The organism is Pseudomonas sp. RC10, assembly GCF_038397775.1.
Lineage (GTDB): Bacteria > Pseudomonadota > Gammaproteobacteria > Pseudomonadales > Pseudomonadaceae > Aquipseudomonas > Aquipseudomonas bambusae.
Window position 1 is genome coordinate 1719925 of sequence record NZ_CP151650.1, and the last position, 26107, is coordinate 1746031.

A 26107-nucleotide genomic window follows, 5' to 3' on the forward strand; every position below is an offset into this window, starting at 1 on the left:
CGCTCTCTCAACCCTGCTTCAACACACTCGAAAAAAACGCCTTCGTCCGCTCATGCACCGGCGCTTCGAACAATTGCCGGGGCGGTCCCTGTTCCAGTATCCGGCCGTCGTGAACGTACACCGCACGATCCGCCACCTCTCGGGCGAAGTTCATTTCGTGGGTGACGATGATCATGGTCATGCCTGAGCGAGCGAGTTCGCGCATGACGTCGAGCACTTCGCTGACCATTTCCGGGTCGAGCGCGGAAGTGGGTTCATCAAACAGCATGAGCTTGGGTTCCATGGCCAATGCGCGGGCGATGGCGACCCGTTGTTGCTGGCCTCCCGACAGTTGGCCGGGGTATTTGTGGGCGTGTGCGGCGATGTGGACTTTTTCCAGCAACTCCATCGCATGTTGCCGTGCGGCTTCGCGGGATTTACCCCTGACCTTGCGCGGAGCGAGGGTGATGTTTTCCAACACGGTTTTGTGGGGGAACAGGTTGAACTGCTGGAAGACCATGCCCGCTTCTTTGCGAATGTCCTTGAGCACGCGCAGGCCTGGACGGTTGGCCGGAAGCGACAGACCGCCCACGACCACACTGCCTTCGCTATACGTTTCCAGGCCGTTCAGGCACCGGATCAACGTGGATTTGCCCGAGCCGCTGGCCCCGAGGATGACCACCACTTCGCCTGCGCTGACCTGCATGTCGACGCCCTTCAAAACATGCGCGTCGCCGTAGTGTTTGTGCAGGTTTTCGACTGTGACCACTGGTTGAGGTTGTCCCATCATCGTGCTCGCCCTTGCAGTTGAGTGCGTTCGTAGACGTTGATCAGCAGTGACAGCGTCAGGGTGATCAACAGGTAGAACACGCCGATCATCAAATAGACTTCCAGCGCGTTGAAGGTGGCAGCGATGAAGATTTGCCCTTCGCGGACCAGTTCACCGATGCCGATGACCGAGAACAGCGAGGTGTCCTTGATGCTGGTGATCATCTGATTGCCCAGCGCGGGGGCCATGCGCCGCAGTGCCTGAGGCCAGATAACATGGGCGAAGGTTTGAACCGGTCCCAGGCCCAATGAGAGACCTGCTTCACTCTGGCCTCGGTCGATGGAGCCGACGCCGCCGCGCACGACCTCCGAGATGTAAGCACCGGAGTTCAGTGCGATCGAGGCGATGGCTGCGGTGAGTGGGTCCAGCGGATGCCCCAGCAACGAGGGCAAACCATAGAAGATGAACAGCACCTGGACCAACACCGGCGTGCCGCGAAAGATTTCGACGTAGGTCACGGCGATGGCGCGCAAGTACCACTGCGGCGCCAGACGCAACATGCCGAAAGCCACGCCCAACAGCATGCCGATCACCACGCCGATTAGGGAAATCAGCAACGTCATCGGCAGACCCGCGAGCAACGCGGGGATGCTGGCAAGCGCAGCTTGCCAATCAAACTGAAAGTTCATGAGAGCCTCGTTCAGAAAAGCAGAGCCGCAGAGCAGCGGCGTCTGTGGTTTACGTTATTGCGGGGTGGATGCGGTGGAAGTGGGCAGGGTGCCGAACCATTTCTGGTAGATCTGAGCGTAGGTACCGTTGTCCCGAAGCGTTTGCAGGGCCTTGTTCATCGGCTCGACCAAGGGACTGCCTTTGGCGAACGCGATTCCGTATTGCTCGCCGTGGTACAGCGGTCCGACGACTTTCGCTTTGCCTTTGCCCGCGTTGCTTGCGTAGTTGGCCAGCACAGGCTGATCGCCCACGACGGCATCGGTGTTGCCGACGACCAGCGCCAGGAATGCGGCGGCGTAGGTCGAATACGGCACCAGTTTCACGTCCGAGCCCAACGTCTCCTGGGTGAAGGTGTAGCCCGTGGAGCCGGTGAGCACGGCCACCGTTTTGCCCTTGAGATCGTTCATGGTGCTGATCCCGGCCTCGTTGTTTTTGACGAGAATCTGCATGCCTGAGTCGTAGTAAGGGCTGGAAAAATCAATGACCTTTTTCCGCGCTTCGGTGATGGTGATGCTCGACGCGGAAACCTGGATATTGCCGCTTTGCAACGCAGGGATGATGCCGGCGAAATCCAGCGGCAGCACTTGCACTTGATACCCCGCCAGCGGCGCCATCGCGCGCATCAGGTCCATGTCGAACCCTTCCATTTGATGGGTTTTCTGGTCCATGAAGGCGAAAGGCGTGAAGCTGGGGTCGGCCGCGACCTTGATCGTTGGCAGCGGGGCGGCATTGACGGGCGCCGTCATGGCCAGGGATGTCAGCACCACGAACGCTGCGCCGAATGTGCGCGCCGTGCGCAGATCGGACGTGAAAGACCGGAAGAGCGAAGAAAGCGTTTTCATGGGAATTTCCTCATGCTGGAGTAGGTTTGGCAGTGGGTCAGGGCCTTTGGGCATCGAGCCTTCAGGCGTTGTCGTTATTGTTGTGTTCCAGCCGCCACCCGGCGCTTGGGCGTGATTGGCCGCAGCGCACTCTCCTCGGCGGGTGTTCCGTCCGTCATGTGGTCGATCAGCTCAAGGGTGGTAGAGCTGCGCGTGAGCATCAGGCAGGTGACTTCTGCGTCTTCAACCCGTGAGGCATGCCAGCATCCGGGGCGCATGCAGATGCCTTGGCCGGGCTCGATGCGAAAGGCCTTGAGGCTGTTCAGGTCCGGCTCGCCATCCGCCAGGCTGGTCGCCACGATATGAATGACTGGACCGGTCAGCGGCACGATGGCCTGTTGGGTCAGCCGATGGACTTCGAGCACCGCAACGTCCTCGTGGCTGCGGTAGTTCACCCAGAGCACTTCCGTGCGGCCGCCCATGCCGGGGTCGAACACGTGGGTTTGCCAGAAATCCGTAGCGGCATTGCTGAATCCCGGGATCGTTCCCTTGGGGTCGTAGGGCTCACCCAGCATCCATCCGTAGGGTTCAAACGCACCAGCGCTCAGAGGCTCGACGTGCAACAACTCGGTATCACTCATGACATTCTCCACGCCACACAGGGCTGTCGGTTGCTCGGCAAATTCGGGGCGAACGCCTCCCGCGGCATGCGTGCCGATGCAAAGCGAAACAGGGGTTTCAGGCGCCGGTCAGGTGTCGGCGCCTATCTCTCATCTCACATTCGGTGCGTGGGTCACGCAGGCTTCAATGGCCTGACCCACGGCCAGAATGTGCGCGTCAGTGCCGTGCAGTCCGGCGACCGATAATCCGACGGGCAGGTCTCCGGGCCGCTGACACGGCAGGCTCAACGCACAGCCGTCCAGAAAGTTGATGACGCTGGGGTTGCGCAACACCAGGCCATTCGTGCTGAAGAACGTGGCTTCGTCCGCCAGTAACGGTTCGAGCGTTGGCGCCACGACGGGCACTGTCGGCATCAGCCAGCCGTCGAACCCCGCCAGTCGCTGGCGAGCCGCTTCAATCAAACGCTGACGTTGCGCGACGATTTCCAGATAGTCGAAAGCCGACAACGCCTCCCCGCGCCGAATACGTTTCGCGACCCGAGCGTCGTACTGGTCGCTGTGCGGCCCTTGCAGCCAGTCGCGATGACGATGCCAGGCTTCTGCTGCCGTCAGGCCGCCGCCCGCGTTGATCTGAGGCAACTGATGAAGCTCGGGAAAGTTGATCCACTGAATATCGGCGCCCGCGTCGCTGAGTCGCGCGAGGCTTGCGTCGAAAGCCAGGGCCGTCGCTTCGTCGAGGCCTTCAAGGACATAGTCACGAGTGACCGCCAGACGCAATCCGGCCAGCGTACGCTCCTGATGAGCCAGCGTTTCCCCGGACAGAATGCCGTCCACCCAGCGGCAATCGGCGACAGACCGCGCCAGTGGGCCTACGGAATCCAGACTCTGCGACAGGGGAAAGGCCCCGTCCTGAGGCACCCGGCTGGCAGTGGGCTTGAAGCCTGTCAGACCACAGAACGCTGACGGAATACGGATGGACCCGCCTGTGTCGGTGCCGAGCCCCACCACGGCCATGCCTTCGGCGACGCTGACCGCAGCTCCCGAGCTTGAACCGCCGGCGATGCGGTGTTGATCGAAGGGGTTTCGCGGGGTGCCGAAGTGCGGGTTCAAGCCAAGGCCCGAAAAGGCGAATTCGCTCATGTTGGTGCGGCCCAGCAGAATCGCCCCCACCGCCCGAAGACGACTTACAACCGCTGCATCGCTGATGGCTGGCGGTGCATCGTTCAGCAGTTTCGCGCCTGACCGAGAGACGTGTCCGCGCACGTCGAACAGGTCTTTGATCGACACGGGCAGACCGGCCAGAGGTGAGGGCACGTGGCCTTTCGCTCGCGCCCGATCGCTGGCGATTGCATCCAGCCTGGCCTGCTCGGCATCGACGCTGATGTACGCCGAGCCACCGGCGCCTCGATGCTGTTCGATGCGTGCGAGCGCGTCTTCGATCAACGTCTGGCTGGTCGTGATGCCGCTGTTCAGCTCACCCGCGAGTTGGGCAATTGTTTTCATGATGCTCACTCCGCCACTGGCAAGGGATCGACACGATACCGATGGTGCAGGCTGCGTTTGAGCACGGGGTCATGCAGCTCCATCTCGAATACATCGCCGTAACCCAGTTCGCCCAGCACGGGTTGCGTGCCGCAGAACATCGCGGTGTTGGGCGGGAGCTGGCCGTGTTCGTTGAGCTTGCCGAGCAGCTGCTCCGGTGCGAGCAGACCGGTCACCGGACCTTGCTGGTACAGCTCGCGCTGACCCTCGCGGGTTCTCCAGGTGCGCATGATCAACTGATCCCAATGGGGCTGGACCTGCGCGTAGCGCCAGACCTGAATGCCAATCGGCTTGTCGCACATCTGCTTTGAAACCGTGACGTCGTAGCTCTCGACCTTGCGGTCCGTGTGGTCCGAACCCAGTCCCACCAGCAGCCCTTCGTCGCTTGGAATCAGGACGAATTCAGTTTCACCCGAGGAGCATTTACCCGGCACCTGAATTCGCTCGGCGGGGTTCAGCAGATGCGCCGACACCCGGTAAAAGCACGGAATCTGCGTCGGCCGACGCACGCCCAGCTCTTCAAGCTCGGCGATATGGTGCTCGACGGCTGCCATGTCGCGACCCGCCCAGCCTGCGATGATGAGGTGGTGGATGTTTACGGTGAGGTTGCCGTGGTCGGCAATCTGGAACGTCAGGCTCGTCATGTAAGGCTCCGATTAAAGGGATCGAGTGATGGCGCGACGGAAGTCGTCGATGTGGTCATGAATCGCTGCGACGGCCGCTTCGGTGTTGCGGCTTTCAAGAGCGGCGAGGATCTCCCGGTGCTCCTGATAGATGCGCTCGCTGTGGGAGATGTCCGAGATCGTCAGAAACCAGAAACGCGCCTGTTTTTCATGCAGGCCGCGTAACAGCTCGGCCAGCACCTTGTTACGGGCGGCCGCGGAAATGGCCAGATGAAAGTTGAGGTCCAGCGCCATCAGACCGGGCACGTCGCGCCGGGCCAGCATGTCGGGCGTGCGGTCGAGGATCGCGTGCATCGCTTTAAAATCGCTTTCATGGGCACGCTCCAACGCCAGCTTCACGCACAGCTGCTCGTTGGTCACCCGCACCTCGACCATGTCCAGAATGTCGTTCAGCGACAGCGGCGTGACCACCACACCCTTGCGCGGCAGGATCGTGACGATGCCTTCCATCTCCAGACGGTGTAACGCCTGATGAATAGGGGTGCGCCCCAAGCCCAGCAAAGCCGCCAGTTGGGATTCGTTGATGGCGTCCCCTGGGCGAAGCTCGCAGGTGATGATCCGGTGCTTGATCTGCGCATAAGCCAGCTCACGCAGGTTGGCGGCACTCTTGGCGACCGGTGGGGATTCATCGTCGGTTTGATCGGACGGGCTCACAGGCTTCTCCTGAAAATACTCTGATATATCACAGTGTTTTCAGTGAGCAGATCTTGTGCCATCGTGATTGACGTCGTAACAAATCTTATTAAATCATGGAGTTATGTTTTTTTTGGGGGAGGGGCTAGAGGCGGGCTGTTACCGAAATGCTCAGATTGAGTGCGCGGTGATACCAAAATGGGCATCAACGTTTGGGAAGTGAATGCACCCCTGCATGGGATGTCATGTCGGCGCGGCGATCAGACATCGCCACGCCGATGAACCGATTGGGGCGGGATTAGAACTTGTACGCCTGACGACCGATCAACAGCCACTGGCCTTTCTGCTTCTGCCAGATCTGGAAGTTTTCGATTTCGGTCGGGACTTCCACGCCGCTGTTCACGGCCTGGGCGGAGAAGTGGTTGCGGACCAGTGCGACGTCGCCGTCCATGGTGATTTTCTGGTTCAGCATCTGCAGGGTCTTGAAGCCGCTGCGGCCGGTTTCGATGTCGGCGATGAATTCATCCTTGTTCTGAACCTTGCCGCTGGAGTGGCCATAGGTGACTTTGTCGGAGGTCAGGGCCGCCAGGGTTTTGGTGTCCTTGTGCAGCATCGCCTGCGTCATTTTGTCGACCGCCTTGGCCACGTTCTGCTCGTCGGCCGATGGGGCGGCAGCAACGTAACCCGAAAACAGACACACAAAACCCACCAGCACTTTGAACTTGGTCATCGATATTTCCTTGTTGTTGTCGTGGGATGCGAAACGCATCCCTGTGTAGGCACGGAGGCAACCGTGAGGTTTGTTGGCTAAGGGATCAGAGATCGGTGATTTCCTTGTGGCGCGGCACCAGCGCTTTCATCACGCTCCACGCCACGAGATAGGCCAGGGCGCAGATGGCAAACATGATCATGTAGCCGGTGTGGATGTCGTTGATCGACTTGTAATAGTCAAAGACCCAACCGCCGATCTTGGTCATGACCACGCCACCCAGGCCACCGGCCATGCCGCCAATGCCCACGACCGATGCCACAGTTTTCTGGGGGAACATGTCGGACACCGTGGTGAAAATGTTGCACGACCACGCCTGATGCGCCGACGCGCCGATGCCGATCAACAGCACGGGCACCCAGAAACTGATGTACCCGAACGGTTGCGCCAGCAGCACCAGCAACGGGAACAGCGCGATGATCAGCATGGCTTTCATGCGGCCGTCGTACGGCTTGTCGCCCCGTGCCATGAAGTAACTCGGGAACCAGCCGCCGCCGATGCTGCCGACCATGGTCATGCTGTACAGCACGAACAGCGGCATCACGATGGCCGCGCCTTTCATGTTGTATTGCGCGGACAGGTACGTCGGGAGCCAGAACAGGAAGAACCACCACACGCCGTCAGTCATGAACTTGCCGAAGGCGAAGGCCCACGTCTGGCGATAGGTCAAAAGTTTGAACCACGAAACCTTCTTCGCAGGCGCACCCGGCACCGGGGCAGCCTGGACAGCTTCGGCTTCGTCGCCGCGAATGTAGGCCAGCTCTTCGGCGGTCAGGCGTTTTTGCTGATCCGGTTTTTCATACAGGGCCACCCACATGCCCAGCCAGACGAAACCGAGCAGGCCGATCACGATGAACGCCGATTCCCAGCCCCACGCAGCAGCGATCAGCGGCACGCAGATCGGCGCGGCGATCGCACCGACGTTGGCGCCGGAGTTGAAAATCCCGGTGGCGAACGAGCGCTCGGTCTTCGGAAAATATTCGGCCGTGGCTTTGATCGCGATCGGGAAGTTACCCGCTTCGCCGATGGCCAGCACGGCCCGCGACAGCATGAACCCGGCGATGGACACCGGAATTGCAGCGAACCCCAGTGCCGTGGTGATCGCGCCAATGCCTTGCCCCAACGGCACCGCAAACGCGTGCATCACGGCGCCCGTGGACCAGACGCCAATCGCCACGACGTAGGCGGTTTTGGTGCCGATCTTGTCGACGACACGACCGGCGAAGATCATCGCGATGGCGTAGACGAACTGAAAGACCGAGGCAATGTTGGCGTAGTCAGTGTTACTCCAGCCAAATTCCGTCGACAGGTCCGGGGCCAGCAAGCTGAGCACCTGGCGATCCAGGTAGTTGACCGTGGTGGCGAAAAACAGCAGCGCACAGATCGTCCAGCGGTATTTGCCGACAGACCGTGTGGCCGCCCGTGTGACGCTTTGCGGATGGGTGGACTCGTTCAGATTCATGGCATCACTATTATTTTTGGAGGGGTGATGATCTCGCGACCGGTTCAGCGAGCGCGCGGTGACCAGCGTCTCGGAATCGCAATAGGGAGGTCAGAGGTCTAACCACTTCGCAGTCGAGCGCGTGAAACTATTTTGAGCGAATGGCGTTTTCCGGGGCAGCAAACGGCCGGGAGAGAACCCGCAGACGGGGTTTGGGCTGAGATAAGCAAGCAGGTCGAATTCATTGTGGTGACCGACATTTTTATTTTTAGAGGTGACTCGACGATTATTCGTCTGTCGTCGTACAACGGTGTAGTTATAGCGAGCGTTTCGTCAGGCTGTCAATCGCTCAAGCAACGGCGACGACCGCGATATCCGGCGCTCCGGGTCATTGGCCCTCTGCAAAGGCCGAAATGCCATGGCGCGGTACGTTCGCGGCATGGCATTCCGATTTAAGCGAGTCCACAGGGGCGCGTATCACGTCCGGAAGAAATTGAAGAGCTGAGCCACGATGACTTCCGGCGCTTCTTCCTGCACCAGATGCCCGGCGCCCGGCACACGAACGTAGGTGATCCCCGGAATCCGACGCGCGAGCTCGTCGCCTTGTGTGATTGGAATCCAGTCATCCTGCTCGCCCCATAGCAGCTGGACCGGGCAGCGGATTTCATCGAAGCGGTGTTCGATTTCGTCGGTGTACTGCTCGTCCATCTGCACGATCTGACGGTAAAACGCGGCTTGTCCGACGTCGCCAGTCCAGGGTTTCACGTAGGCGTGAAAATCCTCTGCGTGAAGCGGACGGTGAGTCGAGCCCTTGATGTAAGCGTTCACAATCGCTTCGTGGACATAGGCCGGTGCCTCGCTGAACGCTTGTTCATGGCGGCGCACATGCCTGATTAGCGGTGTGCCCCAAGGCGCGATGGCGACCGGGTCGATCAGGGTCAGGCTCGCATAATCGGCCTTGTTCAAGAGATGAGCGCGAAGGCTGGTCGCACCCCCGAAGTCGTGGGCCACAACATGAGGGCGTTCGACTTCCCAGTGCGCCAAGAGCTCCGTGAGCAGGTCGTTTTGAATACCCAGCGAAACGTCCTGACCTTCCTTTTGCTCCGATTGGCCGTAGCCCAGCAGGTCGTAGTAGAAGACTTGATAATGCTCGGCGAGCAGGGGCGCGATGCGTCGCCAGACGTATGAGGAAAACGGGGTGCCGTGCACCATCACGACGGCAGGGCCCTTCTGCCCCATGCGCCCCCAGCGAACGGATTGGCCGTGGAAATCGAACGTTTCTGGTAAAGCCAGCGGGTTGTTAGACATCATCCACCTTCCTGTAAGCGAGTGGTGTGGAGGTTTCAGACCCAGCGGAGAGCGGCTTCAGTCGCCTCGTCGGCAAAGATGGAATCTCTGCCGCCTGCGCCGTGTCTGATGTGCGATTCCAGTCTGCGACAGCCCGGAATCCGGTACATAGCGTCGGAACGACAAGCGATCCCATGAAACGGACAATCGCCACCAGCCTCAGGGCCTATGCCATGAACAAGCCTCCGGTCCACGTGGTCCGCGCGCCTTTCACCGATGAAATTCCCGCGCCCGTTTACTTCCGCTCGGCGCACATGCCGGTGTCCACGGCTTATCCTTTTCACCACCACCCGTGGGGCGAATTCGTTTATTCCTTCAGCGGGGTCATGGAAATCATGGTCGAAGGCGTGCACATCATTGCGCCGCCGCAGTTCGGTGTCTGGCTGCCGCCCAACGTCGAGCACAACGCGCTGAACCATCAGGAGGCCTGCCATTGCTCGGTGTACGTCACGGCGTCTTTGTGTGAGCAACTGCCGCAGATCGCATGCGCGTTGACCATCACGCCGCTGATTCGGGCGCTGCTCGAAGAGCTTCGAATGTCACCGCCGGGATTGGTGCAAACGAGTGAGGAAAGCCGGTTGCTGTTTGTGTTGCTGGACAAGATGCGACAGACGTCACGAGTCGCCACGTATTTGCCGGGTTCGACCGACCCGGCGCTGGCGCCCATTCTCAAAGCCTTGGAAGACAACCCGGCCGATGCGCGTTCGTTGGGGGAGTGGGCCCGTCTCGTCAATGCAACGGAGCGGACGCTCATGCGGCGTTGCCAGCGCGACTTGGGGATGTCTTTGTCGCAGTGGAAGCAGCGGTTGAAGGTGATGTGCTCTTACCAACAACTGAGTAAAGGCGCGTCTGTCGAAACGATAGCCTTTGATCTGGGCTACAGCAGTTCCTCTGCGTTCATCGGCATGTTCCGGAAGTTGACGGGCGAAACACCTGATGAATACCGTCGAGCGAAACTGGGGTGATGACCGTTTTCTGGAGGCCGCCACCTGCCGCGAGGACAGGTGGTTTTTCAGGTGAGCTGAATCAGGCGAGACGGGATTTCCCAAGCTGAAATTGCCCGGCAATCAGCGCAACCCGGGCGCCGTACAGGCGTGCTGTTTCAAGGTCTCCTGAGGACATCTCTTCAGGGGACGCATCGGCAGGCGTCTGCGCCATGGGCGCGATGTACGAGCCCATGCGATTCGGGTCATCGCGCTTCGAGGCCTTGAGGTTCGCCGGTTTGATGTCCAGCCCGACCCAGATCCCGCCGTGCTGCCCTGAGAGCAAGACGAAGTATTCAAGGGTATTGAGCTTGTCGCCGTTGAGGCTCGCGCTGTTGGTGAAGCCGCCAAAAATCTTGTTCTGCCAGGCGCCTTCGAACCAGGGTTTGGAAGAGGCATCCGCGAACTTTTTGAACTGCCAGCTTGGGCCGCCCATGTACGTCGGCGAGCCAAAAACGATGGCATCCGCGCTGGCCAGGGTCTGCCATGCATCGTCGGAAAGGTTGCCCTCGGAGTCGATGGCCAACAACACAGCGCCAGTGCCTGCGCCTTCGGCCACCGCGCTGGCCATGCGCGCGGTGTGGCCATAGCCGGAGTGATAAACGACAGCGGTTCTAACAGGTGTGGAAGGGGAATTCATGGGGACGCTCTCTAACGTTGAGTGGAAGGATGGGCAACGTGAGCGCTACTCTACTGAGTCAGAAATACGCTATAAATCATGCCTTCGTGAACGCTCTGTTCTCATTTAGGTGAACAATGCCCCATCTCCAGACACTGCTGATTTTTGCCCGCGTCGCGGAACTGATGAGCTTTACCCGAGCCGCTGAAAGCTTGGGCATTCAGAAGGGGCGAGTCTCGACTGTCATTCGCGAACTGGAGCGTGAGGTGGGCGCCACGCTTTTGCACCGGACGACGCGCAGCGTGCAATTGACCGAGGACGGGCGCGCTTTCTATTCGCGTGCTCGGGACCTTCTGGCCGATGCGCAGGACATGCAATCGATGTTCGCCAGCAACGGCGCTCCTTTGAGGGGGCGATTGCGTGTCGACATGCCGACCGAGTTGGCGAGGACCGTGGTCATCCCCGCGCTGCCGCAGTTCCTCAAGGCGAATCCCGAGTTGGAGCTGGAGTTGTCCAGCACTGATCGGCGGGTTGATCTTGTACAGGAAGGGTTCGATTGCGTGATCCGGCTCGGGCCGATCCTCGACGACACGCTGATCGCCCGTTCACTGGGCCGTTTGCGCATGATGAATGCGGCGAGTCCTCACTACCTGGCGATATACGGCACACCGCAGACCCTCGACGATCTACTGAGCCAAGGGCACCAAATGATTCACTACACCCCCACTTTCGGCGCCCGATTGATGGGGTGGGAGTATCCGGAGGGTGAGGGGTATGGATCGCTGGCGCTGCCCGGCGTGATGCAGGTCAACAGCGTGCAGACCTACCATGCAGCGGGGCTGGCGGGTATTGGACTGATTCAAGGCGGTTACCTGGCGCTGGCGCAGCACATCCAGCGCGGCGATCTGGTGGAAGTGCTCCCCGAGCTTAGGCCCGAGCCGCTTGCCGCTTCGCTCGTTGTCGCCCATCGGCGCAATCTTTCCCAACGTGTCCGTGCGTTCATGAGCTGGATTGAAGGGGTGTTGAAACCCTATCTCGATGAGCCGGTTTGACGAACGTCTTGCCGTCCGGTTGGTGTTTCTTCTCTGCGGCGCGCGTGGTGTTTTTCGTCGCCGCGCCCCCCTGATAAATTGTTTCCCACGCTTGCACAGCGTGCTGTCGCCTAAAGGAGCGAACCTGCAGTCATGAGCATTCAATCGCGTCTTACACCCTTGCAACCCGATCAGATGAGTGAAGATCAGCAGCGCGTGCTCGCTGACATTCTGAAGGGCCCTCGCGGCAACCTGGATGGCCCGTTTCTGGCCTGGATTCACAGCCCGGCGCTGGCGGACCACGCCCAGCGTCTCGGGGCGTTCTGCCGATATGGCACGGCCCTGGAACTGCGGCTCACCGAATTGGCGATCCTGACGACAGCCGCGTGGTGGCGCTCCCAAGCCGAGTGGCAAATTCACGCGCCCATCGCCAGAAGTGCAGGTGTTTCCGACAGCGTGATCGACGCGCTCAGGGAGCAACAACCCCCAACGTTTACGCGCGCCGATGAGCAGTGTGTCTACGACATCGGTCAATTGCTTTACCACACCCGAAGGGTCGATAAAGCGCTCTACGATCAGGGCGTCGCGCTGTTTGGCGAGTCTGCCATGGTCGAGTTGATCGGGGTGTATGGGTATTACGCGTTGGTGGCGATGACGCTCAATATTTTTGATGTGCGACGTGATTCAGGGGCGCCGCTGCCGTTCGATGAATAGCTTTCGGTGGGTGCTTTCTTCTTAACGTTCTCGTTCATGGCGCAGGTGTCGATCTGCGCCATGAACGAACTCAATCAAACGCCGGCTTGCTGATGGCGCCATTCCTGGGTGCGCCCGCCATAGCCGTACGCGGCCGCGCGTGCATCGACGAGATGCACGTAGGACACGTCGTGCAGGTCTGGCATCAACCGCTTCAGCCCGGCATGAACCTCTGCGAGAAACAGCGCTTTCTCCTGTTTGGTATTGGTCTCGTCGGTGATGCTGATGACGAGGTGAAACGCACTTCCCCCAGTCGCTGACAAGGGTTGTCCGGCGATGAACCAGTCTTCATCGGCAACGTATTGGACGGTCGTTGCCATGAGTTGGGGTTGTTTGCCCAATACGTCGGCAGTGAGCTGATTAATCAGCACCATCGCTTGTTGACCGAGATCGGGGTTGCGTGGGCCGGACAGCTGGAGCGTGATAGAAGGCATGACGGTGTCCTTTCTGTGGGTGGATGCCGATCATTCTGTGTGCACCCGTTCCATTGGAAAAGCCGTATGATGCGATGGTTGTCATCGGTTTATCGGGTGGATGAATATGCGCGGTTTTGATTTCGAGCAGTTAAGAACGCTGGTGGCGGTCGTTGATGCGGGCAGTATTTCAGCGGCTGTCTCTACCCGGTTTCTCTCGCAGTCCTCGTTGAGCGAGCAACTACGAAAGCTTGAAGAGGCCGCCGGTGGGCAACTCCTCGTTCGCAGCAAAATGGGCGTGCAGACGACCGCTGTGGGCGAGCGCATGGTGGATCACGCGCGCAAAATCCTGGCGTTGGCCGATGCGGCGTGGCGTGACATGCACGGCATTCCGCTGGAAGGCGAACTTAACCTCGGCATCTCGGATTACTTCAGACCGAGTCATCTCATGGGATTGCTGAACCGGATCGCGCAGCAGCATCCGGGCTTACGGATTCGCACGCAGGTGGGCAAAAGCGATGAAGTCATGGCCGCCCACCGCAACGGTGCGCTTGACCTGGCGATCGTGATGCGGATTGTCGGGTCTGCGCCCGGAACACCCAGCGACGTAAGGGTGCTTCGCACAGAGCGTTTGATTTGGGTCATGGCCAACGGACAAAAGATGGCCTGCGAGCAAAAGCCTGTCGAACTCGCCTTGCTGCCCGAGACCTGTTCGCTGCATCGGCTGGTACGTCAGCAACTCGACACGCACCGTCGGCCTCATGTCATCGCCCATATCGCCTCAGGCGTCGCGGGCCTACAGGCTGCGGTGGGAGCAGGGCTGGGCATTGGCTGCCTCAATGCATCGGCCTTGATCGAACCGGGCATGGTGGAAGTGCCCAAAGGCTTTTTGCCTGCGCTACCTGATGCTGAATTCGTGCTGCTGGAAACGAAGCAAAGCGACTCGAAGGCCAGCCTAAGATTGCAATCCATTGCCGAGGTTATCGCTGCGACGTTGGCGGTGTAAGGTCGGGTTTTGGCCGAAAGCGGCTGCCCCCAACATGGATTCCGGCGATGCGCCTGTGTCCTTAACGACGCTTTGTGCTGCTCGAAACGCCTCCGGCGAAGCAGGCACGCCGGCATAGACGGCGCAGTGAAGGAGAACTCCTCGTATTTCCTCAACGTTGCAGCCATTGTTCAGGGCACCTCGAACGTGCCCTTTGAGTTCGTATGAGCGTCGGGATTTCGCTATTGATGGGAATACAGCTTCAGGGCATTGGCAAAACCTTTGGCTCTGAAAATAGCACTGCCTTCACCGAGATTGCCGTCATTGCTCACGAGATAAACCTCGTTGGTTTCAGGCTTGAGCGCCATGCTCGTCGAGCGCAGAAAGTGGCCCTTTTCCCGTCCTGGAATCAGGATCTGGCCGATGGGCAGGCCGTTCGGATTGAGTACCAGCACGCGGCCCTGGCTGTACATTGCCACGTACAGATTGCCGTCTTGATCGACGCGCATCGAGTCCGGCGAGGGGCCGCTGAACCGGTAGACCACGGCTTCCCCAAAAGGGGCGATGGTGGTGGCATCTTTCAGTTCGACCCGGTGCAGCAATCCCGTGGCGAACTCCGTGACCCACAGGGTCTTGCCGTCTGGCGAGAGCGCAATGCCGTTGGCGATTGCCAGATTGGGAAGGATCGGGACGATGGTCTTCCCATCCGCCGGGACGTAATAGACGCCTCCCGTGGGCTGAGTGGACGTGCCCTTGAAGTCGGTGAAATAAAACCCTCCCGAGGTGTCGAACACGAGGTCATCGACCAGGTAGTTTTTGCTCCCGGGGATAATGACCTGCTTTCCAGAGCCATCGGGTTTGTAGGCGGTCAGGTTGCCGGTATTTTTGAAATTACCCAGACCCGCCACGAACAGTCGGCCGTCTTTGTGAATGGCCAGGCCTGCGCTTCCCAGCGCGTTCTTGGGCACAACGACGTTGAGTTTCTTCTCGGGATCAACCTTCAGGACCTGCCCGCCGAACACTTCCACCATCAGCAGATTACCGGCCCTGTCGAACGACGGGCCTTCCAGTTGCAGGGGGCCGTCGGCCACCTTCATCCACAATTCCGCTGTCACCGTGGGCACCTCTTTTTCCGGTGAGCCAATGGCCTGAAGCTGCTGGCCATCCGCAGGGTAGGTCAGGGTCGGCACAGCGTCGGCCTGGGCCTGTGAGACGCCAGCGCTCAATAGAAAGCACAGAGAGGCCAAGAGGGTTTTGCGCATGTTGATTACCTTCGTTTTGTTGTTATGTGGAAGTGGCTCATATGCTCAATAAGGCGACCAGTGCGGGCACCGTCAGCACGGCGGTGTAGTACCCCATGAATTGCACACCGATGTTGAAGCCCAGGAACCGCGACAGAAAACCGCCCAGCAGGCCGACGGTGACGATCACCAGTAATCCGAGCGCGCCGCCTTCCCAGATGCCGATCACCAGAATCAGGCCGACAAAGGTCGAGATCACTGCTTCGTGGCTGATCTTGCGTGAGACGAAGGACGCTGCCCGGTGGGCGTAATTCATGGTGAAGGGGTAGGCAATGAGGATGGCGACGATGACCGCCAGCATTCCATAACCCAGAAACTCCCACGTGCTGAGCAGGGTATGCAGGTTGTTGACCTGTCCGGTGGCGGCGTCAACGCTGAAGCGAGGAGGGGCGTTGAAGAGCGGCGCGGCCGGCCCGGCTGCAACCGGGCTCAACGGCAGGCCAAACGCGATCAACGGGATCAGGGCTTCCGCGATGTAGGTCGCTTCGGTGACGCCGTTGCGGGCCGTGATCACCGTGGTCAGGCGGTGGTAGACATGCTTGACCCGTGACCCGACCAGTTCGCCCATGATCACGGTCATCGCAACCGGACTAAACACGAAAGTCGCACTGGAGATGCTGGCGGTGATCGCAGTCCACAGGCTTTGTTTGCTGTCCAGCACCTTGAGGGGGTTGGGGAAAAATCCGCCCCCGCTTTTTACATCCGGAGACAGCGAAAAGGTGCGCACATCCTGGCGTCTCATCGTTTCCCGCTCGGCGGGTGCCAGCATGGAAAACAGCGCGGCAATCAACGGGCCGATGGCGATGCCAAGGAAGTAGCTGACGCTCAGTTTGACGCCGTATTGTCCGGTGATGCTTTGCAAACCGACGATGACCATCACGAACGGGACGAGGGCGAACACCGCAGCGAGACGTCCCTTGGAAAACCATGCAATGGCGATTGCGGCGAGCAGGAAAACCCACGGGGCGGCGTATTTGATGGCGTCGCCGAACGGCGCAAGCATCACGGCGAAAAGAACCGCCATGGGTACCGCAATCAGGGCCGCGATAACAGCACCCGAAATCATCTTGCGCAGGGCAATGTGCGGCACACCCAGATTGCGCAGGAAGTTGGCTTCGCGCATCAGAGGCGTCGCCAGGGTGTCGCCCGGAATGCCCAACAACGCGGTGGGTACGGCGTGGGTCATGTGCTTGGCCACCGCACCGGCGAGAAAGAACGTCAGCACACCGGGCGCGGGGACCCCCAACAGCACCACGAGCAAGGTGAGCGGGGCGAGGGTTGTCGTTTCATCGCTGCCCGAGATCAGGCCTATCCCGGCGAAAATCACGGCACCCACGATGCCCATCCCGAACGCGATGAGAATCTGCTCCAGCAGGGGTGTCATCATGACCGGCCACCGTTGGCCCGGATCGCGGCGAGGGGGGCTGCCGTCGGTTCGTTCTGAGCGGCAGTCGGGGGCGTGGTGTTTTTCTCGTACTCGGCGAACAACGCGTACAGGTCCATTTCGTGCAGTTCAGCGATCGTGTCTGCGGGTAGATCCGACAGTTTTCCAAGGTCTCCGAATTCGTCTTGCAGCTCGGACAGCACCTGCGCTCGCCATGCAGGATCTGCCTCGTGCTCAACCACATTACGTTTGGGTTTGAAGAGCTTTGCACTGATGGCGCCCCCCGCCAGGCAGCCCACAATGCCCACCAGCATGGCGTATGCCTTGGCCATCTGGACGTTGTCGACCCACCCTACGAGCAGGTGTTTGGCGATGAAAAAAGCACCCAGGCTGACCGTCGCGCCTATGGCCATCGAGTAAATGAGGTGCCGACCGTCTACGGTGTCGCCCCACACTTCATAAAGATTGGATTTCAAAGCGTTCTCCTGCAGCCCTTGCGAGCTTTTATTGTTATGAACGTCAAGAGAGGCGGGGATCAGGCCTCGCGTTGCCGTTTTGCCAGGCGCGCCCTGGCCACTCTGGACGCCGTTTCGCGCCCGAGATGAGCATCAATGAACGCACCCGCATCGATGACGGCCTCCAGGTCGACACCGTGTTTGATCCCCAACCCGTCCAGCAGATAAAGCACGTCTTCGGTGGCCACGTTTCCGGTCGCACCAGGGGAATAGGGGCAGCCCCCCAGCCCTGAGACGGAGCTGTCGAACACGCGAACCCCCATCTCCAGGGCGGCGTGGATATTGGCAATCGCCATCCCGTATGTGTCGTGGAAATGGCCTGCCAAGGCGCTGACCGGAACCACGTTGGTACAGGCGTCCAGCAGCGCTTTCGTGTCCGCTGGCGTTCCTGTTCCAATGGTGTCGCCCAAGCTGATTTCATAGCAGCCCATCCCGTAGAGGGAGGCGCTGACGGCGGCAACCGTCTCAGGTCTTACATGACCTGTGAAGGGGCAACCCATCACGCACGATACATAGCCTCGCACTCTGACACCGGCATCCCGGGCGCGCACCATCACTTCCTGAAAGCGCTTCAGGCTCTCTGCAATAGAGCAATTGATGTTCTTTTGAGAGAACTCCTCGGAAGCGGCGGCGAATACCGCCACCTCGCGACAACCCGCTGCCAGTGCTTCCTCCAGCCCCCGAGCATTTGGGACCAGCGCGGTCCAGGTGACATCCGGCAGGTCCGGCAACGCTTTCAAGACGTCACCTGATCCTGCCATCTGTGGTACCCATCTTTCAGAGACGAAGGCGCCGGCTTCCAGCGTTCGCAGGCCTGCATTGGCGAGTCTTTTCAGCAGTTCGACTCGTATGCTGGGCGCAAGCGTCAGCTTCTCGTTTTGCAATCCGTCACGGGCGCCTACTTCCACCAACCGAACGGACAGTTCGCGATGGCTATTCATCACTCGGCTCGCTTTTGGTTGAGAAGCTCCGTCGCTTTGTCGGAGCGAACGTCGCGCGCTTCGACCATCTGTTTGACCAGCCAAGTCACTTCATCCCCTTTAGCGCCGGCGGATAGCGCAATATTTCGTGCGTGCAGAGCCATGTGGCCGCGCTGGATGCCTTCCGTAGAGAGGGCTCTCAATGCTCCGAGGTTCTGTGCCAAGCCTACAGCGACCGCAATCTCGGCGAGTTCCTGTGCGGTCTTCACACCCAGAATGCGCAAGGAGAGTTGGGCCAGGGGGTGGGTTTTCGTGGCACCGCCGACGAGCCCCACAGGCATCGGCATTTCGAGTGTGCCGACCAAGTGGCCTTTGCTGTCTTTTTCCCACGTCGTCAGCGAACCATAGTGTCCATCGCGGCAGGCGTAGGCGTGAGCACCCGCTTCAACGGCTCGCCAGTCGTTACCCGTCGCGACAATGAGCGGGTCGATCCCGTTCATGATGCCCTTGTTGTGAGTTGCGGCGCGGTAGGGATCGATGACGGCAAAATTGTAGGCGTCGAGAATGCCCTCAATAACGTCCTCACCTTTATAGGCCGCTGTGGTCAGCAGCTCTGGGGCAATGCGGATTTGTGCGCGCGCCAGGCGCAAGTCGGCGAGGTTGGAAAGAATGCGCAGGCGTACCTTGCCGCCGGTGATTTCCTCCATCAACGGGGCGACGGCTTCGGCCATCGTGTTCACCGTGTTGGCACCCATCGCGTCACGCACGTCCACAATCAAGTGAGCCACGAGCATGGGGCCTCTCGGGCTTTGAGCAAAGGTGTGGACCTCAATATCTCGGCAGCCGCCGCCTAGCTTGTTGAGCAACTGATCCTTGCGATTCGCCAGTTCGATGATTTCGTCTTTACGGCGCAGCAGGCTGAGGCGGGCATTGAACGGGTCTTCGATGTCCACGATCTGAACTTGCGCGCGCATCAGCGGCTGGGAGCTGGAGGTCAGGAATCCTCCGGCGTCACGGGCAAGTTTGGCCATGAAAGACGCCGCTGCAACGACCGAAGGCTCTTCAACCACGAGAGGGACAATGACGTCGCGCCCATTGATCTGGAAATTGCTGGCCACGGCGTACGGTAATTCGAACTTGCCGATCACGTTCTCGATCATGCCGTCCGCAATGTCGAGCGCGAGCGCGCCGTGGTCCCGAAGCAGGGCCACGTCAGCGGCCGGGAGGTTAAGCACATCCTGAAGGTGATTCAGACGCTCAGCAGGGGTCAGGGCACGAAAGTTGGGAAGGCGAGAGTCAATGCTCATCTGAAAATCCTGTCGCGGTTGTTGTTTTAAGTTGATGTCACACTATTCCGCTCTGTGCCTGTAAAGAAGGTACAGTTTGGACAGACAGTACCCAAGCTGTACCCTTGGCGCGGGTATCGGAAGGAATCACCACCATGAGCAGAATGACCCTGGCTCAGCAGCTGACCGCATCGTTGGCGGCCCAGATTGGCGACGGGACTTATCGAGCGGGTGACCGTTTGCCGTCACTTCGCGAATGCATGCGTTTGTTAGGGCATTCAAAAAATACGGTCATCACGGCGTATGAAGCCTTGGCATCTCAAGGCTTGGTTGAGGCCCGGCATGGGCAGGGGTTTTTCGTTAGGCAAAGCACCGCTGATCACAGCGAGCCTGAGGAGCCTCCGCCCTATGCGAGAGCAATGGACACCATTTGGCTGATGCGCCAGCAGTTCGTCCGCGAGCCCGGCCACTCGCCGCTTGGAGAAGGGTTTCCGCCTGTCGAATGGCTAATGGATATGCGCCTGGACAAGTTCACCCGGCAGATCATGCGCATGGGCGTGACCACGTTGTTCCGGTACGGAAACCGGCTGGGTAATGCCAGCCTTCGCCAGCATCTGGTGCAAAAATTGGCGTCCTACTCCATTAGCGCGAACCCTCGGCAAATCGTCACAACTCACGGTGCGAATCATGCGTTGGACTTGATCATCCGTCGCTTCCTTGCGCCGGGAGACTCAGTACTTGTCGAGGATCCAGGCTACTACCCTTTGTTTGGCAAGTTGCAATTACAGGGGGCTCGAATGCTGTCAGTGCCGCGTCTGCCTGATGGTCCGGACCTTGATGCCCTGGAAGTACATCTGCGGTTGCATAAGCCGAAATTGTTCTTCCTCCAGTCGGTTGGCCATAACCCGACAGGTTCTGACATTTCGCCGAGTAAGGCGCATCGACTGGTTCAACTGGCACAGGAGCATGATTTCATTTTGGTGGACGACGACGCGCTCGCTGATTTCAAGCCCGCCACAACCATCAGAGTGTCGGCATTGGACCAATTGAAGCGTTCGCTGTATGTGGGGAGCTTTTCGAAATCCGTTTCCGCAGCCCTGAGGGTGGGGTTCATCGCGGGCAGCAAGGACGTCATCGACGAGTTAGGTGACCTGAAAATGTTACTGCATACCAGTTCTTCTGAGCTTTGCGAGCGAACTGTCGACGTAGTGCTAATGGAGGGGCATTTTCTGAGGCACTTGATTCGTCTTCAAGAGCGTGTCGGATCGGCCACCACCGCAGCGTTGGAAGTGCTGGATGACATGGGGGCTGAAGTATTCTGTCGCCCGGAACAAAGCCTGTATTTATGGGCCAAATTTCCTCATTTCGATGATGCCAGGGATTTGACCCGTCTGCTTTTGCCGAAGGGTTTCATGATCGCTCCCGGGCACATCTTTTCTCCCGAGCAATCACGGATCAATCCTTGGACCAGGCTCAATGTCGCTTACCTGAACGACCCTTCCTTCAAGTCGACGCTGCACCAGTGAGAGGTCGACGCGGCGTGTGCGTCTGACGATCCTGAACTCACAAAACGGAGTGAGCCGAAAGTTTTCGTTAGCAACTGGCCTGCGGAATTGAGGTTGCCATTGGCACCTCGCGACCAACCTTGCTTACCGTGGACTTCAACCCATTAAGTCTTTACCGCTGGGCAGCTTCGCGGAGCGGTCAAGTGTCTGTCGAACCCGCAAGGCGGGACTCACCCAGCGGCGACTTCCGACCCTAAGCAGGCATCCGGCTGCTTCTTCAGCTGGGAACCCTAATAACGGAAAGCCAACACTTCTCGTGCTGCGATGCGTGAGAAAACAACGTGAGGATCTGTTTGACACCAGTATCTAAAGAAAAGGAGAGGTGCATCTTCTCCAAAAAACTGCGTCACTGGGCTCTCAATTGATACCACCAGTTTGGGTGACTCCCACTGCTGTCCGAGAACACCAATTGGTTGGCCTGACGCGCAAATAATCCTGGTAGCTTCATCTCCACTGATGCTGGGCAGGTAGTGCATGGTCTGTATGGCTTCTAACGCTGTACGCAATGTTGCAGTTGTATCGAGCTTGACTGAGTTGGCATGGCTGATCAGATCGTCACCCGCGTGGACGCTGTCTCGATCAATGGCAAGTATCAGCATCATGACCCCCTCAGAAAATTGTATTCAGACTAAACAGCGTATGGGGCTGAACGGGAAGCTGTCCACAGTCTGCTTCTGGCCGATAGCAGCCGCTCACTGGATGGTGGCTGTAAATAAGCCAGAATCACTGGGGAAGAACTCCAGAACATGGCCGCCTCCCCAAGAAGGCGGCCCTTCGACATCAATTAGCCGTTGGAACAGCCGCTGCCAATGATCAAGTAATCAAGGGTATGAACGAGACCTTTGGAGTCCCTGTACACCAGGTGCATCGGTACGAGGCCACAGCTACCGTCGTCGGTCGTCTGACTGATGACTTGGACGATGTCCAGTGATCGTGCTGAGGCCGGCGAAGTGTCCTGAGCGAAGGCATTCGCGGCGAAACAAGCAAAGACGAGTGAAAGTGCGAGTATTTTCATTAGACGCTCTGAGCCTCGTAAGCCTGTGGGGCCGATTTTTCCTGAAGCAATTGGCGAGCAGAATCCGCAATCATGACCACGGCGCCCGCCAGCATCAGCACATCCTTGAGCACAAGCCGTCCACCTCCCGACAAGTAAGGGAACCCAAAGTCTCCATCTCCAAGGTTCGACACCCAGGCTTCGGGTGTAGTGATCAGGAATGACAGCGTCACCAGCGGCGTCAGAAATGCGAGGACAGAACCGATCATTCCCATGCGTCTTGAGACGGCGTACGAGAGCACCAGCAAGCCAATCAGAATCTCGACTGTGCCCAGGCCGTCAGAGAATGCGTAAGTGTGGTTGTCGGTCTGCCACTGGCGCTGCACAGGGTCGAGTTGGCCTTCGTGAGTCAGGTGAGTCTTGTATTGCTCGGGATGTTCGTAAAAGAAAGACATGACAGGACTGTTCGCCACGAACGGCGTAATGCTGTCGGCTTCGTACGGCACGAATTTCAGCGCGCCAATCCAGATGAAAATGATTGCGACGCCGATACGGATCAGATGCACCCCGATTTTATCGAGTTCTGTTGCCTGGATTAGAAGCTTTTGAATCAGGGTATTTGGGGAGTTCATGATGATGAGCCCTTAAGTTGGTGTGGGCTCAGATTAAGGGGAGGGCCGAAGCCTGTTATTCGCGATGGGATCATTCTTTTGCGTGATCTGCTCAATCTCGGGGTGGCGTTTTTCGAGCATTGCTGACAGCAGCTTCAACGAAAACGGCCGCTGCCAAATGGCAGCGGCCGTGGTGGAAAACTCACAAGGAAAGAGCGATCAGGCCAATGTCGAGTAATCGGTGTACCCGTCCGCATAGCCCTGCGGACTGCTGCCAAAATAGGTGCTGGGGTCGGCGGCATTGAGAGGTAAATCGCTTTTCAATCGGTGAATAAGATCTGGATTGGCCAGCGTCATTTGCCCGTACGATTCAAGGTCTGCCAGACCTCTTGCGATGTCTTTCCCGACGTCTTCACGCGGCCGATCAGGTCGATTCAGAATGAGCGCCTGATGCCAGAGCTTGCGCAGATCGTGCAAAAGCGCGTCGCCGCCGTAGTGAACAATATGCAGGTACGCGAGGCCGAGCTTATCGAGTTCGCCCACCAGATAACGATACAGATCGGGGCCCTCATCACCATGGTTGAGTCCCATACCGCCGAAGCCGGGCGACAGGCGAATACCCGTTCGATCCGCTCCAATCTCCTCCACTACAGCCTGTGCAACCTCAATGGCAAAACGTGCGCGGTTCTCCAGCGTTCCGCCGTAGCGATCCGTACGCTGGTTGCTGCTGATCGCCAGGAACTGATGAATGAGGTAGGCGATGCCATGAATCTCCACACCGTCACCTCCGGCGTCCACTGCGCGGCGCGCAGCGTATCGGTACTCGTTGATCACCTGCGGCATTTCATCGAGGCCAAGGGCACGCGGCACTGGTATGTCCTTCATACCTGACAACGTAAAGATCTGCTCCCCAGGGGCGATCGCCGAGGGCGCTACACCTTGCCGATGATGGGGCGTGTTGAGCGGATGTGACATGCGCCCGGCATGCATCAGTTGAAAGAAGATGCGAGCGCCCTGAGCGTGCACTGCGGCTGTAACCTCACGCCAGCCTGTCACGTGTGCATCCGTGTAGATGCCGGGTGTTGCGGGATATCCTTGGCCGTCGTCGGAAGGCTGGGTGCCTTCCGTGATGATCAGACCCACGCTTGCGCGCTGCGCGTAGTACTGGGCGGCAAGTGGGCCGGGTGAGCCGTCAATATTGGCGCGGGCTCGGGTCATCGGCGCCATGACGATGCGATTTTGAAGCAATGCGCTGCCAAGCATTGTGGGTGTGAACAGTTGGCTCATGCCTGCAACTCCATCTTCACGAGATTGGGGCCTGCAAGCGGGCCTGTCGGTGGCTGGAATAAACGACTGCCCGTTTCGATATCTCCCATGTCTGCGCCGAAGAACCCCAGACGCTCGATCAGAGATGCGATCTCAGCCTTGGCAGCCGCATCCTCTCCTGCGTAGAACAGAATCCGATGACCGCCTTCTTTTGTAGGTACGGCCGCCAGATTCCAATAGGCGTGATGATTGAACGCCTTGACTAAACGGGCACCTGGGGCCATTTGCGCGACCAGCGCTGAAGAGGCTTGTCCACCGATATCGATGGCCGCAAAGGGCTGTTTCTGCAACGGGTTGGTTGTGTCCACCACGATGCGTCCTTCAAAGTTTGGCAGGCCCGTGAGTGCCTCCTTCAACTGCCTCCAAGGAACCGCCACGAACACGATGTCCTTGGCAGCCGCGTCCTCACGTGTCCCGGCCTTGATCGAAGGACCCAGTTGCCTGACCTGCTCGTGGAGGGTTTCAGGTCCTCGGCTGTTGGCCAGTGTTGCTTCAATGTTCAAACGCGCGAGCTGCTGAGCGATTGCGCTGCCGATCTGTCCGGCGCCAATGATTCCGATGCTTTTCATATCTGCTCCTGTTTATCCTTCACTCGAAGCGGCAGGCTTCCTCGAAGGACAGCCGAGGGTCACGTGGGTACAGGCGCGCGTCATCGCCATAGCCGATGGTGAAAATGAAGTTTGCTTTCCATGACGTGCCGCTGAAAAAAGCCTCATCGATGATCGCGTTGTGGAAACCGGACATGGGGCACACATCCAGCCCCAGGCCGCGCGCTGCGATCATCAGGTAAGCCCCTGTTAGCGAGCTGCTGCGGTAGGCAATCGACTCGGCAAAGGCTGCGTCAGCCTCGAACATCGGCTTGAAATTCATTCGAGGGAACAGGCGAGGTGCCTGGTCGAAGAACCTCGTATCCTGAGCCACGATGGCCGTCACAGGCGCCATCCGTACTTGCTCGGGGTTGCTGCCCATGCCCTCAAGCGCGGGGTAAAGCTTGCGTTTCCCGTCCTCGGAGCGGACAAAAACGATGCGGGCAGGCTGAAGGTTCCCGCTGGTAGGGCCCCATTTGGCCAGTTCGTAGAGTGCCTTGAGCGACTCGTCCGATACGGCTCTATCTGTCCAGTGGTGATGAGACCGGGCATCTGTGAACAGTTGAGCCAGCACATCGTTGGTCATCGCAGAGCGAATAGACATGGTGTTGTCCTCCGAACCTGTTATCGAATGTACCGGCGGTCCAGGCGACCTTCTTCGACCAGGCGTTTGCCGATGGTTTGGATGTGGGCTTCTCCGACCTTCAGCGCCTGCGGTGAGGTGTGAACCGAGTAATAGCCCAGGGCGAGATCGTGCTTGTGAGGTATGGCAGACCCCAGGACGAACTGGGTATCAGTCAAGGCCTCGAAGTGAACCGAGTGACTGGAGCGTTCGAACGCAACCAACTCTTCAGGGTGAAGCTTTTCACCGTTGGCCAGCAGCCCTCCTTCAACGGGTGATACCCAGAGCACCGTATGCCCCGTAGGCGAGACATAGGTCCACCGCTCTCCGGCCTTGAGTTTTACGGCCAGGAAATTCATAGGCGACGGGGTTTCGATTGCGCTGCTGACACTGCCGTAGCTGCCCAGCAGAACACGTGCCGGACCTGCGCTGACGATGTCTTCAGCCTTCTGAAAGGCAGAGCGTGTTGGCCCGAGTTCCGACTCGGGTGGCAGAGCAACCCAGAGCTGAAAGCCACGAACACGACCATGGTCCTCATCGCCGACGCTGCCGCCGTGCCACATGCCTTTACCTGCCTGCATCCACTCGACGCCGCCGCTGGGCAGAACGACCGTGGTGCCATCCGGATCAATCAAGTCCATTCGCCCATCGATCAGATAGGACAACGTGGCAATCCCCGAATGTGGATGAAGGTCGCCCACGAAGGGCGGGCCCTGCATGTCGAAGAAATCCAGGAACACAAACGGTTTGAGGATCTGGCCGAAATCTGACGGGCTCATCAGGCGCACGGCTGGACCGTTGCGTCGCCCATGGGTGCGATGAGTGATCTGACGCAGTTGCACAGTGGTTTTTTCAGCAGCGCGGGACATGGTCATCTCC

Annotated in this window: 28 protein-coding genes and 1 pseudogene; 5 read left to right on the plus strand and 24 right to left on the minus strand. The window is 59.1% G+C overall.

What is annotated here, in order from left to right:
- Positions 1 to 7: 7 nt before the first annotated feature.
- From AAEO81_RS07850 to AAEO81_RS07895, 10 genes are all read right to left on the minus strand, one after another.
- The gene (locus AAEO81_RS07850; protein ID WP_341962711.1) at positions 8 to 769 is read right to left on the minus strand and encodes an amino acid ABC transporter ATP-binding protein; all 762 of its coding nucleotides are present in this window, start codon (positions 767 to 769) and stop codon (positions 8 to 10) included.
- The gene (locus AAEO81_RS07855; protein WP_341962713.1) at positions 766 to 1437 is read right to left on the minus strand and encodes an amino acid ABC transporter permease; all 672 of its coding nucleotides are present in this window, start codon (positions 1435 to 1437) and stop codon (positions 766 to 768) included. Before AAEO81_RS07855 ends, AAEO81_RS07850 begins: the two co-directional genes overlap by 4 nt.
- Before the next feature lie 54 nt (positions 1438 to 1491).
- Complete coding sequence (locus AAEO81_RS07860; RefSeq protein WP_341962715.1) at positions 1492 to 2319, minus strand: basic amino acid ABC transporter substrate-binding protein; 828 nt, start codon at positions 2317 to 2319, stop codon at positions 1492 to 1494.
- Between the two features lie 74 nt (positions 2320 to 2393).
- Complete coding sequence (locus tag AAEO81_RS07865; protein ID WP_341962717.1) at positions 2394 to 2939, minus strand: ureidoglycolate lyase; 546 nt, start codon at positions 2937 to 2939, stop codon at positions 2394 to 2396.
- Between the two features lie 129 nt (positions 2940 to 3068).
- Positions 3069 to 4421 carry an amidase gene (locus AAEO81_RS07870; protein ID WP_341962719.1) on the minus strand — a complete coding sequence of 451 codons (1353 nt, stop codon included), beginning with the start codon at positions 4419 to 4421 and terminating at the stop codon, positions 3069 to 3071.
- Positions 4422 to 4426: 5 nt separating this feature from the next.
- Positions 4427 to 5104 carry a DUF2848 domain-containing protein gene (locus tag AAEO81_RS07875; protein WP_341962721.1) on the minus strand — a complete coding sequence of 226 codons (678 nt, stop codon included), beginning with the start codon at positions 5102 to 5104 and terminating at the stop codon, positions 4427 to 4429.
- Positions 5105 to 5116: 12 nt separating this feature from the next.
- The gene (locus AAEO81_RS07880; protein ID WP_341962723.1) at positions 5117 to 5797 is read right to left on the minus strand and encodes a GntR family transcriptional regulator; all 681 of its coding nucleotides are present in this window, start codon (positions 5795 to 5797) and stop codon (positions 5117 to 5119) included.
- 277 nt (positions 5798 to 6074) lie between these two features.
- Positions 6075 to 6506 carry a nuclear transport factor 2 family protein gene (locus tag AAEO81_RS07885; protein ID WP_166596303.1) on the minus strand — a complete coding sequence of 144 codons (432 nt, stop codon included), beginning with the start codon at positions 6504 to 6506 and terminating at the stop codon, positions 6075 to 6077.
- An 85-nt stretch (positions 6507 to 6591) separates the two neighbouring features.
- Positions 6592 to 8007, minus strand: coding sequence for an MFS transporter (locus AAEO81_RS07890; protein WP_166596304.1), 1416 nt, complete (start codon positions 8005 to 8007; stop codon positions 6592 to 6594).
- A 456-nt stretch (positions 8008 to 8463) separates the two neighbouring features.
- Positions 8464 to 9294 carry an alpha/beta hydrolase gene (locus AAEO81_RS07895; protein WP_341964491.1) on the minus strand — a complete coding sequence of 277 codons (831 nt, stop codon included), beginning with the start codon at positions 9292 to 9294 and terminating at the stop codon, positions 8464 to 8466.
- A 212-nt stretch (positions 9295 to 9506) separates the two neighbouring features.
- On the opposite strand from AAEO81_RS07895, the gene AAEO81_RS07900 reads away from it, so the two are divergent.
- Entirely contained in the window at positions 9507 to 10298 is a 792-nt protein-coding gene (locus AAEO81_RS07900) for a helix-turn-helix transcriptional regulator (protein WP_341964492.1), read from the plus strand.
- 61 nt (positions 10299 to 10359) lie between these two features.
- On the opposite strand, the gene AAEO81_RS07905 is transcribed toward AAEO81_RS07900, so the two are convergent.
- A complete protein-coding gene (locus tag AAEO81_RS07905) occupies positions 10360 to 10956 on the minus strand; it encodes a flavodoxin family protein (RefSeq protein ID WP_166596305.1) in 597 nt (198 codons plus the stop codon).
- Between the two features lie 116 nt (positions 10957 to 11072).
- On the opposite strand from AAEO81_RS07905, the gene AAEO81_RS07910 reads away from it, so the two are divergent.
- Positions 11073 to 11987 (plus strand): LysR family transcriptional regulator, encoded by a 915-nt coding sequence (locus AAEO81_RS07910; protein ID WP_341962728.1) that lies wholly within the window; start codon positions 11073 to 11075, stop codon positions 11985 to 11987.
- Positions 11988 to 12119: 132 nt separating this feature from the next.
- On the plus strand, positions 12120 to 12680 hold the full coding sequence (locus tag AAEO81_RS07915) for a carboxymuconolactone decarboxylase family protein (protein WP_341962730.1): 561 nt from the start codon (positions 12120 to 12122) through the stop codon (positions 12678 to 12680).
- A gap of 74 nt (positions 12681 to 12754) precedes the next feature.
- On the opposite strand, the gene AAEO81_RS07920 is transcribed toward AAEO81_RS07915, so the two are convergent.
- Positions 12755 to 13153, minus strand: coding sequence for a 4-oxalocrotonate tautomerase (locus AAEO81_RS07920; protein ID WP_341962731.1), 399 nt, complete (start codon positions 13151 to 13153; stop codon positions 12755 to 12757).
- Between the two features lie 106 nt (positions 13154 to 13259).
- Between AAEO81_RS07920 and AAEO81_RS07925 the strand changes: the two genes are divergently transcribed.
- Complete coding sequence (locus AAEO81_RS07925; RefSeq protein WP_341962732.1) at positions 13260 to 14138, plus strand: LysR family transcriptional regulator; 879 nt, start codon at positions 13260 to 13262, stop codon at positions 14136 to 14138.
- Between the two features lie 54 nt (positions 14139 to 14192).
- Here AAEO81_RS07925 and AAEO81_RS07930 read toward each other — a convergent pair.
- From AAEO81_RS07930 to AAEO81_RS07955, 6 genes and pseudogenes are all read right to left on the minus strand, one after another.
- Positions 14193 to 14339 (minus strand): annotated as a pseudogene (locus AAEO81_RS07930) (carboxymuconolactone decarboxylase family protein); the annotation flags it as partial.
- Positions 14340 to 14359: 20 nt separating this feature from the next.
- Positions 14360 to 15379, minus strand: a complete 1020-nt coding sequence (locus AAEO81_RS07935) for an SMP-30/gluconolactonase/LRE family protein (RefSeq protein ID WP_341962733.1) — start codon at positions 15377 to 15379, stop codon at positions 14360 to 14362.
- A gap of 37 nt (positions 15380 to 15416) precedes the next feature.
- Positions 15417 to 16805: a tripartite tricarboxylate transporter permease gene (locus AAEO81_RS07940; protein ID WP_341962734.1), complete on the minus strand. Its 1389-nt coding sequence runs from the start codon at positions 16803 to 16805 to the stop codon at positions 15417 to 15419.
- A complete protein-coding gene (locus AAEO81_RS07945) occupies positions 16802 to 17278 on the minus strand; it encodes a hypothetical protein (protein WP_341962736.1) in 477 nt (158 codons plus the stop codon). Before AAEO81_RS07945 ends, AAEO81_RS07940 begins: the two co-directional genes overlap by 4 nt.
- 59 nt (positions 17279 to 17337) lie before the next feature.
- Positions 17338 to 18258: a hydroxymethylglutaryl-CoA lyase gene (locus AAEO81_RS07950; RefSeq protein ID WP_341962738.1), complete on the minus strand. Its 921-nt coding sequence runs from the start codon at positions 18256 to 18258 to the stop codon at positions 17338 to 17340.
- Positions 18258 to 19544, minus strand: coding sequence for a hydroxymethylglutaryl-CoA reductase, degradative (locus AAEO81_RS07955; protein ID WP_341962739.1), 1287 nt, complete (start codon positions 19542 to 19544; stop codon positions 18258 to 18260). Before AAEO81_RS07955 ends, AAEO81_RS07950 begins: the two co-directional genes overlap by 1 nt.
- Before the next feature lie 134 nt (positions 19545 to 19678).
- Between AAEO81_RS07955 and AAEO81_RS07960 the strand changes: the two genes are divergently transcribed.
- On the plus strand, positions 19679 to 21049 hold the full coding sequence (locus AAEO81_RS07960) for a PLP-dependent aminotransferase family protein (protein WP_341962740.1): 1371 nt from the start codon (positions 19679 to 19681) through the stop codon (positions 21047 to 21049).
- Between the two features lie 269 nt (positions 21050 to 21318).
- On the opposite strand, the gene AAEO81_RS07965 is transcribed toward AAEO81_RS07960, so the two are convergent.
- The 6 genes from AAEO81_RS07965 to AAEO81_RS07990 form a co-directional block, all read right to left on the minus strand.
- Entirely contained in the window at positions 21319 to 21690 is a 372-nt protein-coding gene (locus tag AAEO81_RS07965) for a hypothetical protein (protein WP_341962741.1), read from the minus strand.
- Between the two features lie 412 nt (positions 21691 to 22102).
- A complete protein-coding gene (gene rclC, locus AAEO81_RS07970) occupies positions 22103 to 22714 on the minus strand; it encodes a reactive chlorine resistance membrane protein RclC (protein ID WP_341962743.1) in 612 nt (203 codons plus the stop codon).
- A gap of 198 nt (positions 22715 to 22912) precedes the next feature.
- On the minus strand, positions 22913 to 23980 hold the full coding sequence (locus AAEO81_RS07975; protein ID WP_341962745.1) for an alkene reductase: 1068 nt from the start codon (positions 23978 to 23980) through the stop codon (positions 22913 to 22915).
- Positions 23977 to 24588, minus strand: a complete 612-nt coding sequence (locus tag AAEO81_RS07980; protein WP_341962746.1) for an NAD(P)-binding domain-containing protein — start codon at positions 24586 to 24588, stop codon at positions 23977 to 23979. The genes AAEO81_RS07975 and AAEO81_RS07980 overlap by 4 nt, the downstream gene beginning before the upstream one ends.
- Positions 24589 to 24607: 19 nt before the next feature.
- A complete protein-coding gene (locus tag AAEO81_RS07985; RefSeq protein WP_341962748.1) occupies positions 24608 to 25210 on the minus strand; it encodes a malonic semialdehyde reductase in 603 nt (200 codons plus the stop codon).
- A 20-nt stretch (positions 25211 to 25230) separates the two neighbouring features.
- Positions 25231 to 26097 (minus strand): pirin family protein, encoded by an 867-nt coding sequence (locus tag AAEO81_RS07990; protein ID WP_341962750.1) that lies wholly within the window; start codon positions 26095 to 26097, stop codon positions 25231 to 25233.
- Positions 26098 to 26107 lie beyond the last annotated feature (10 nt).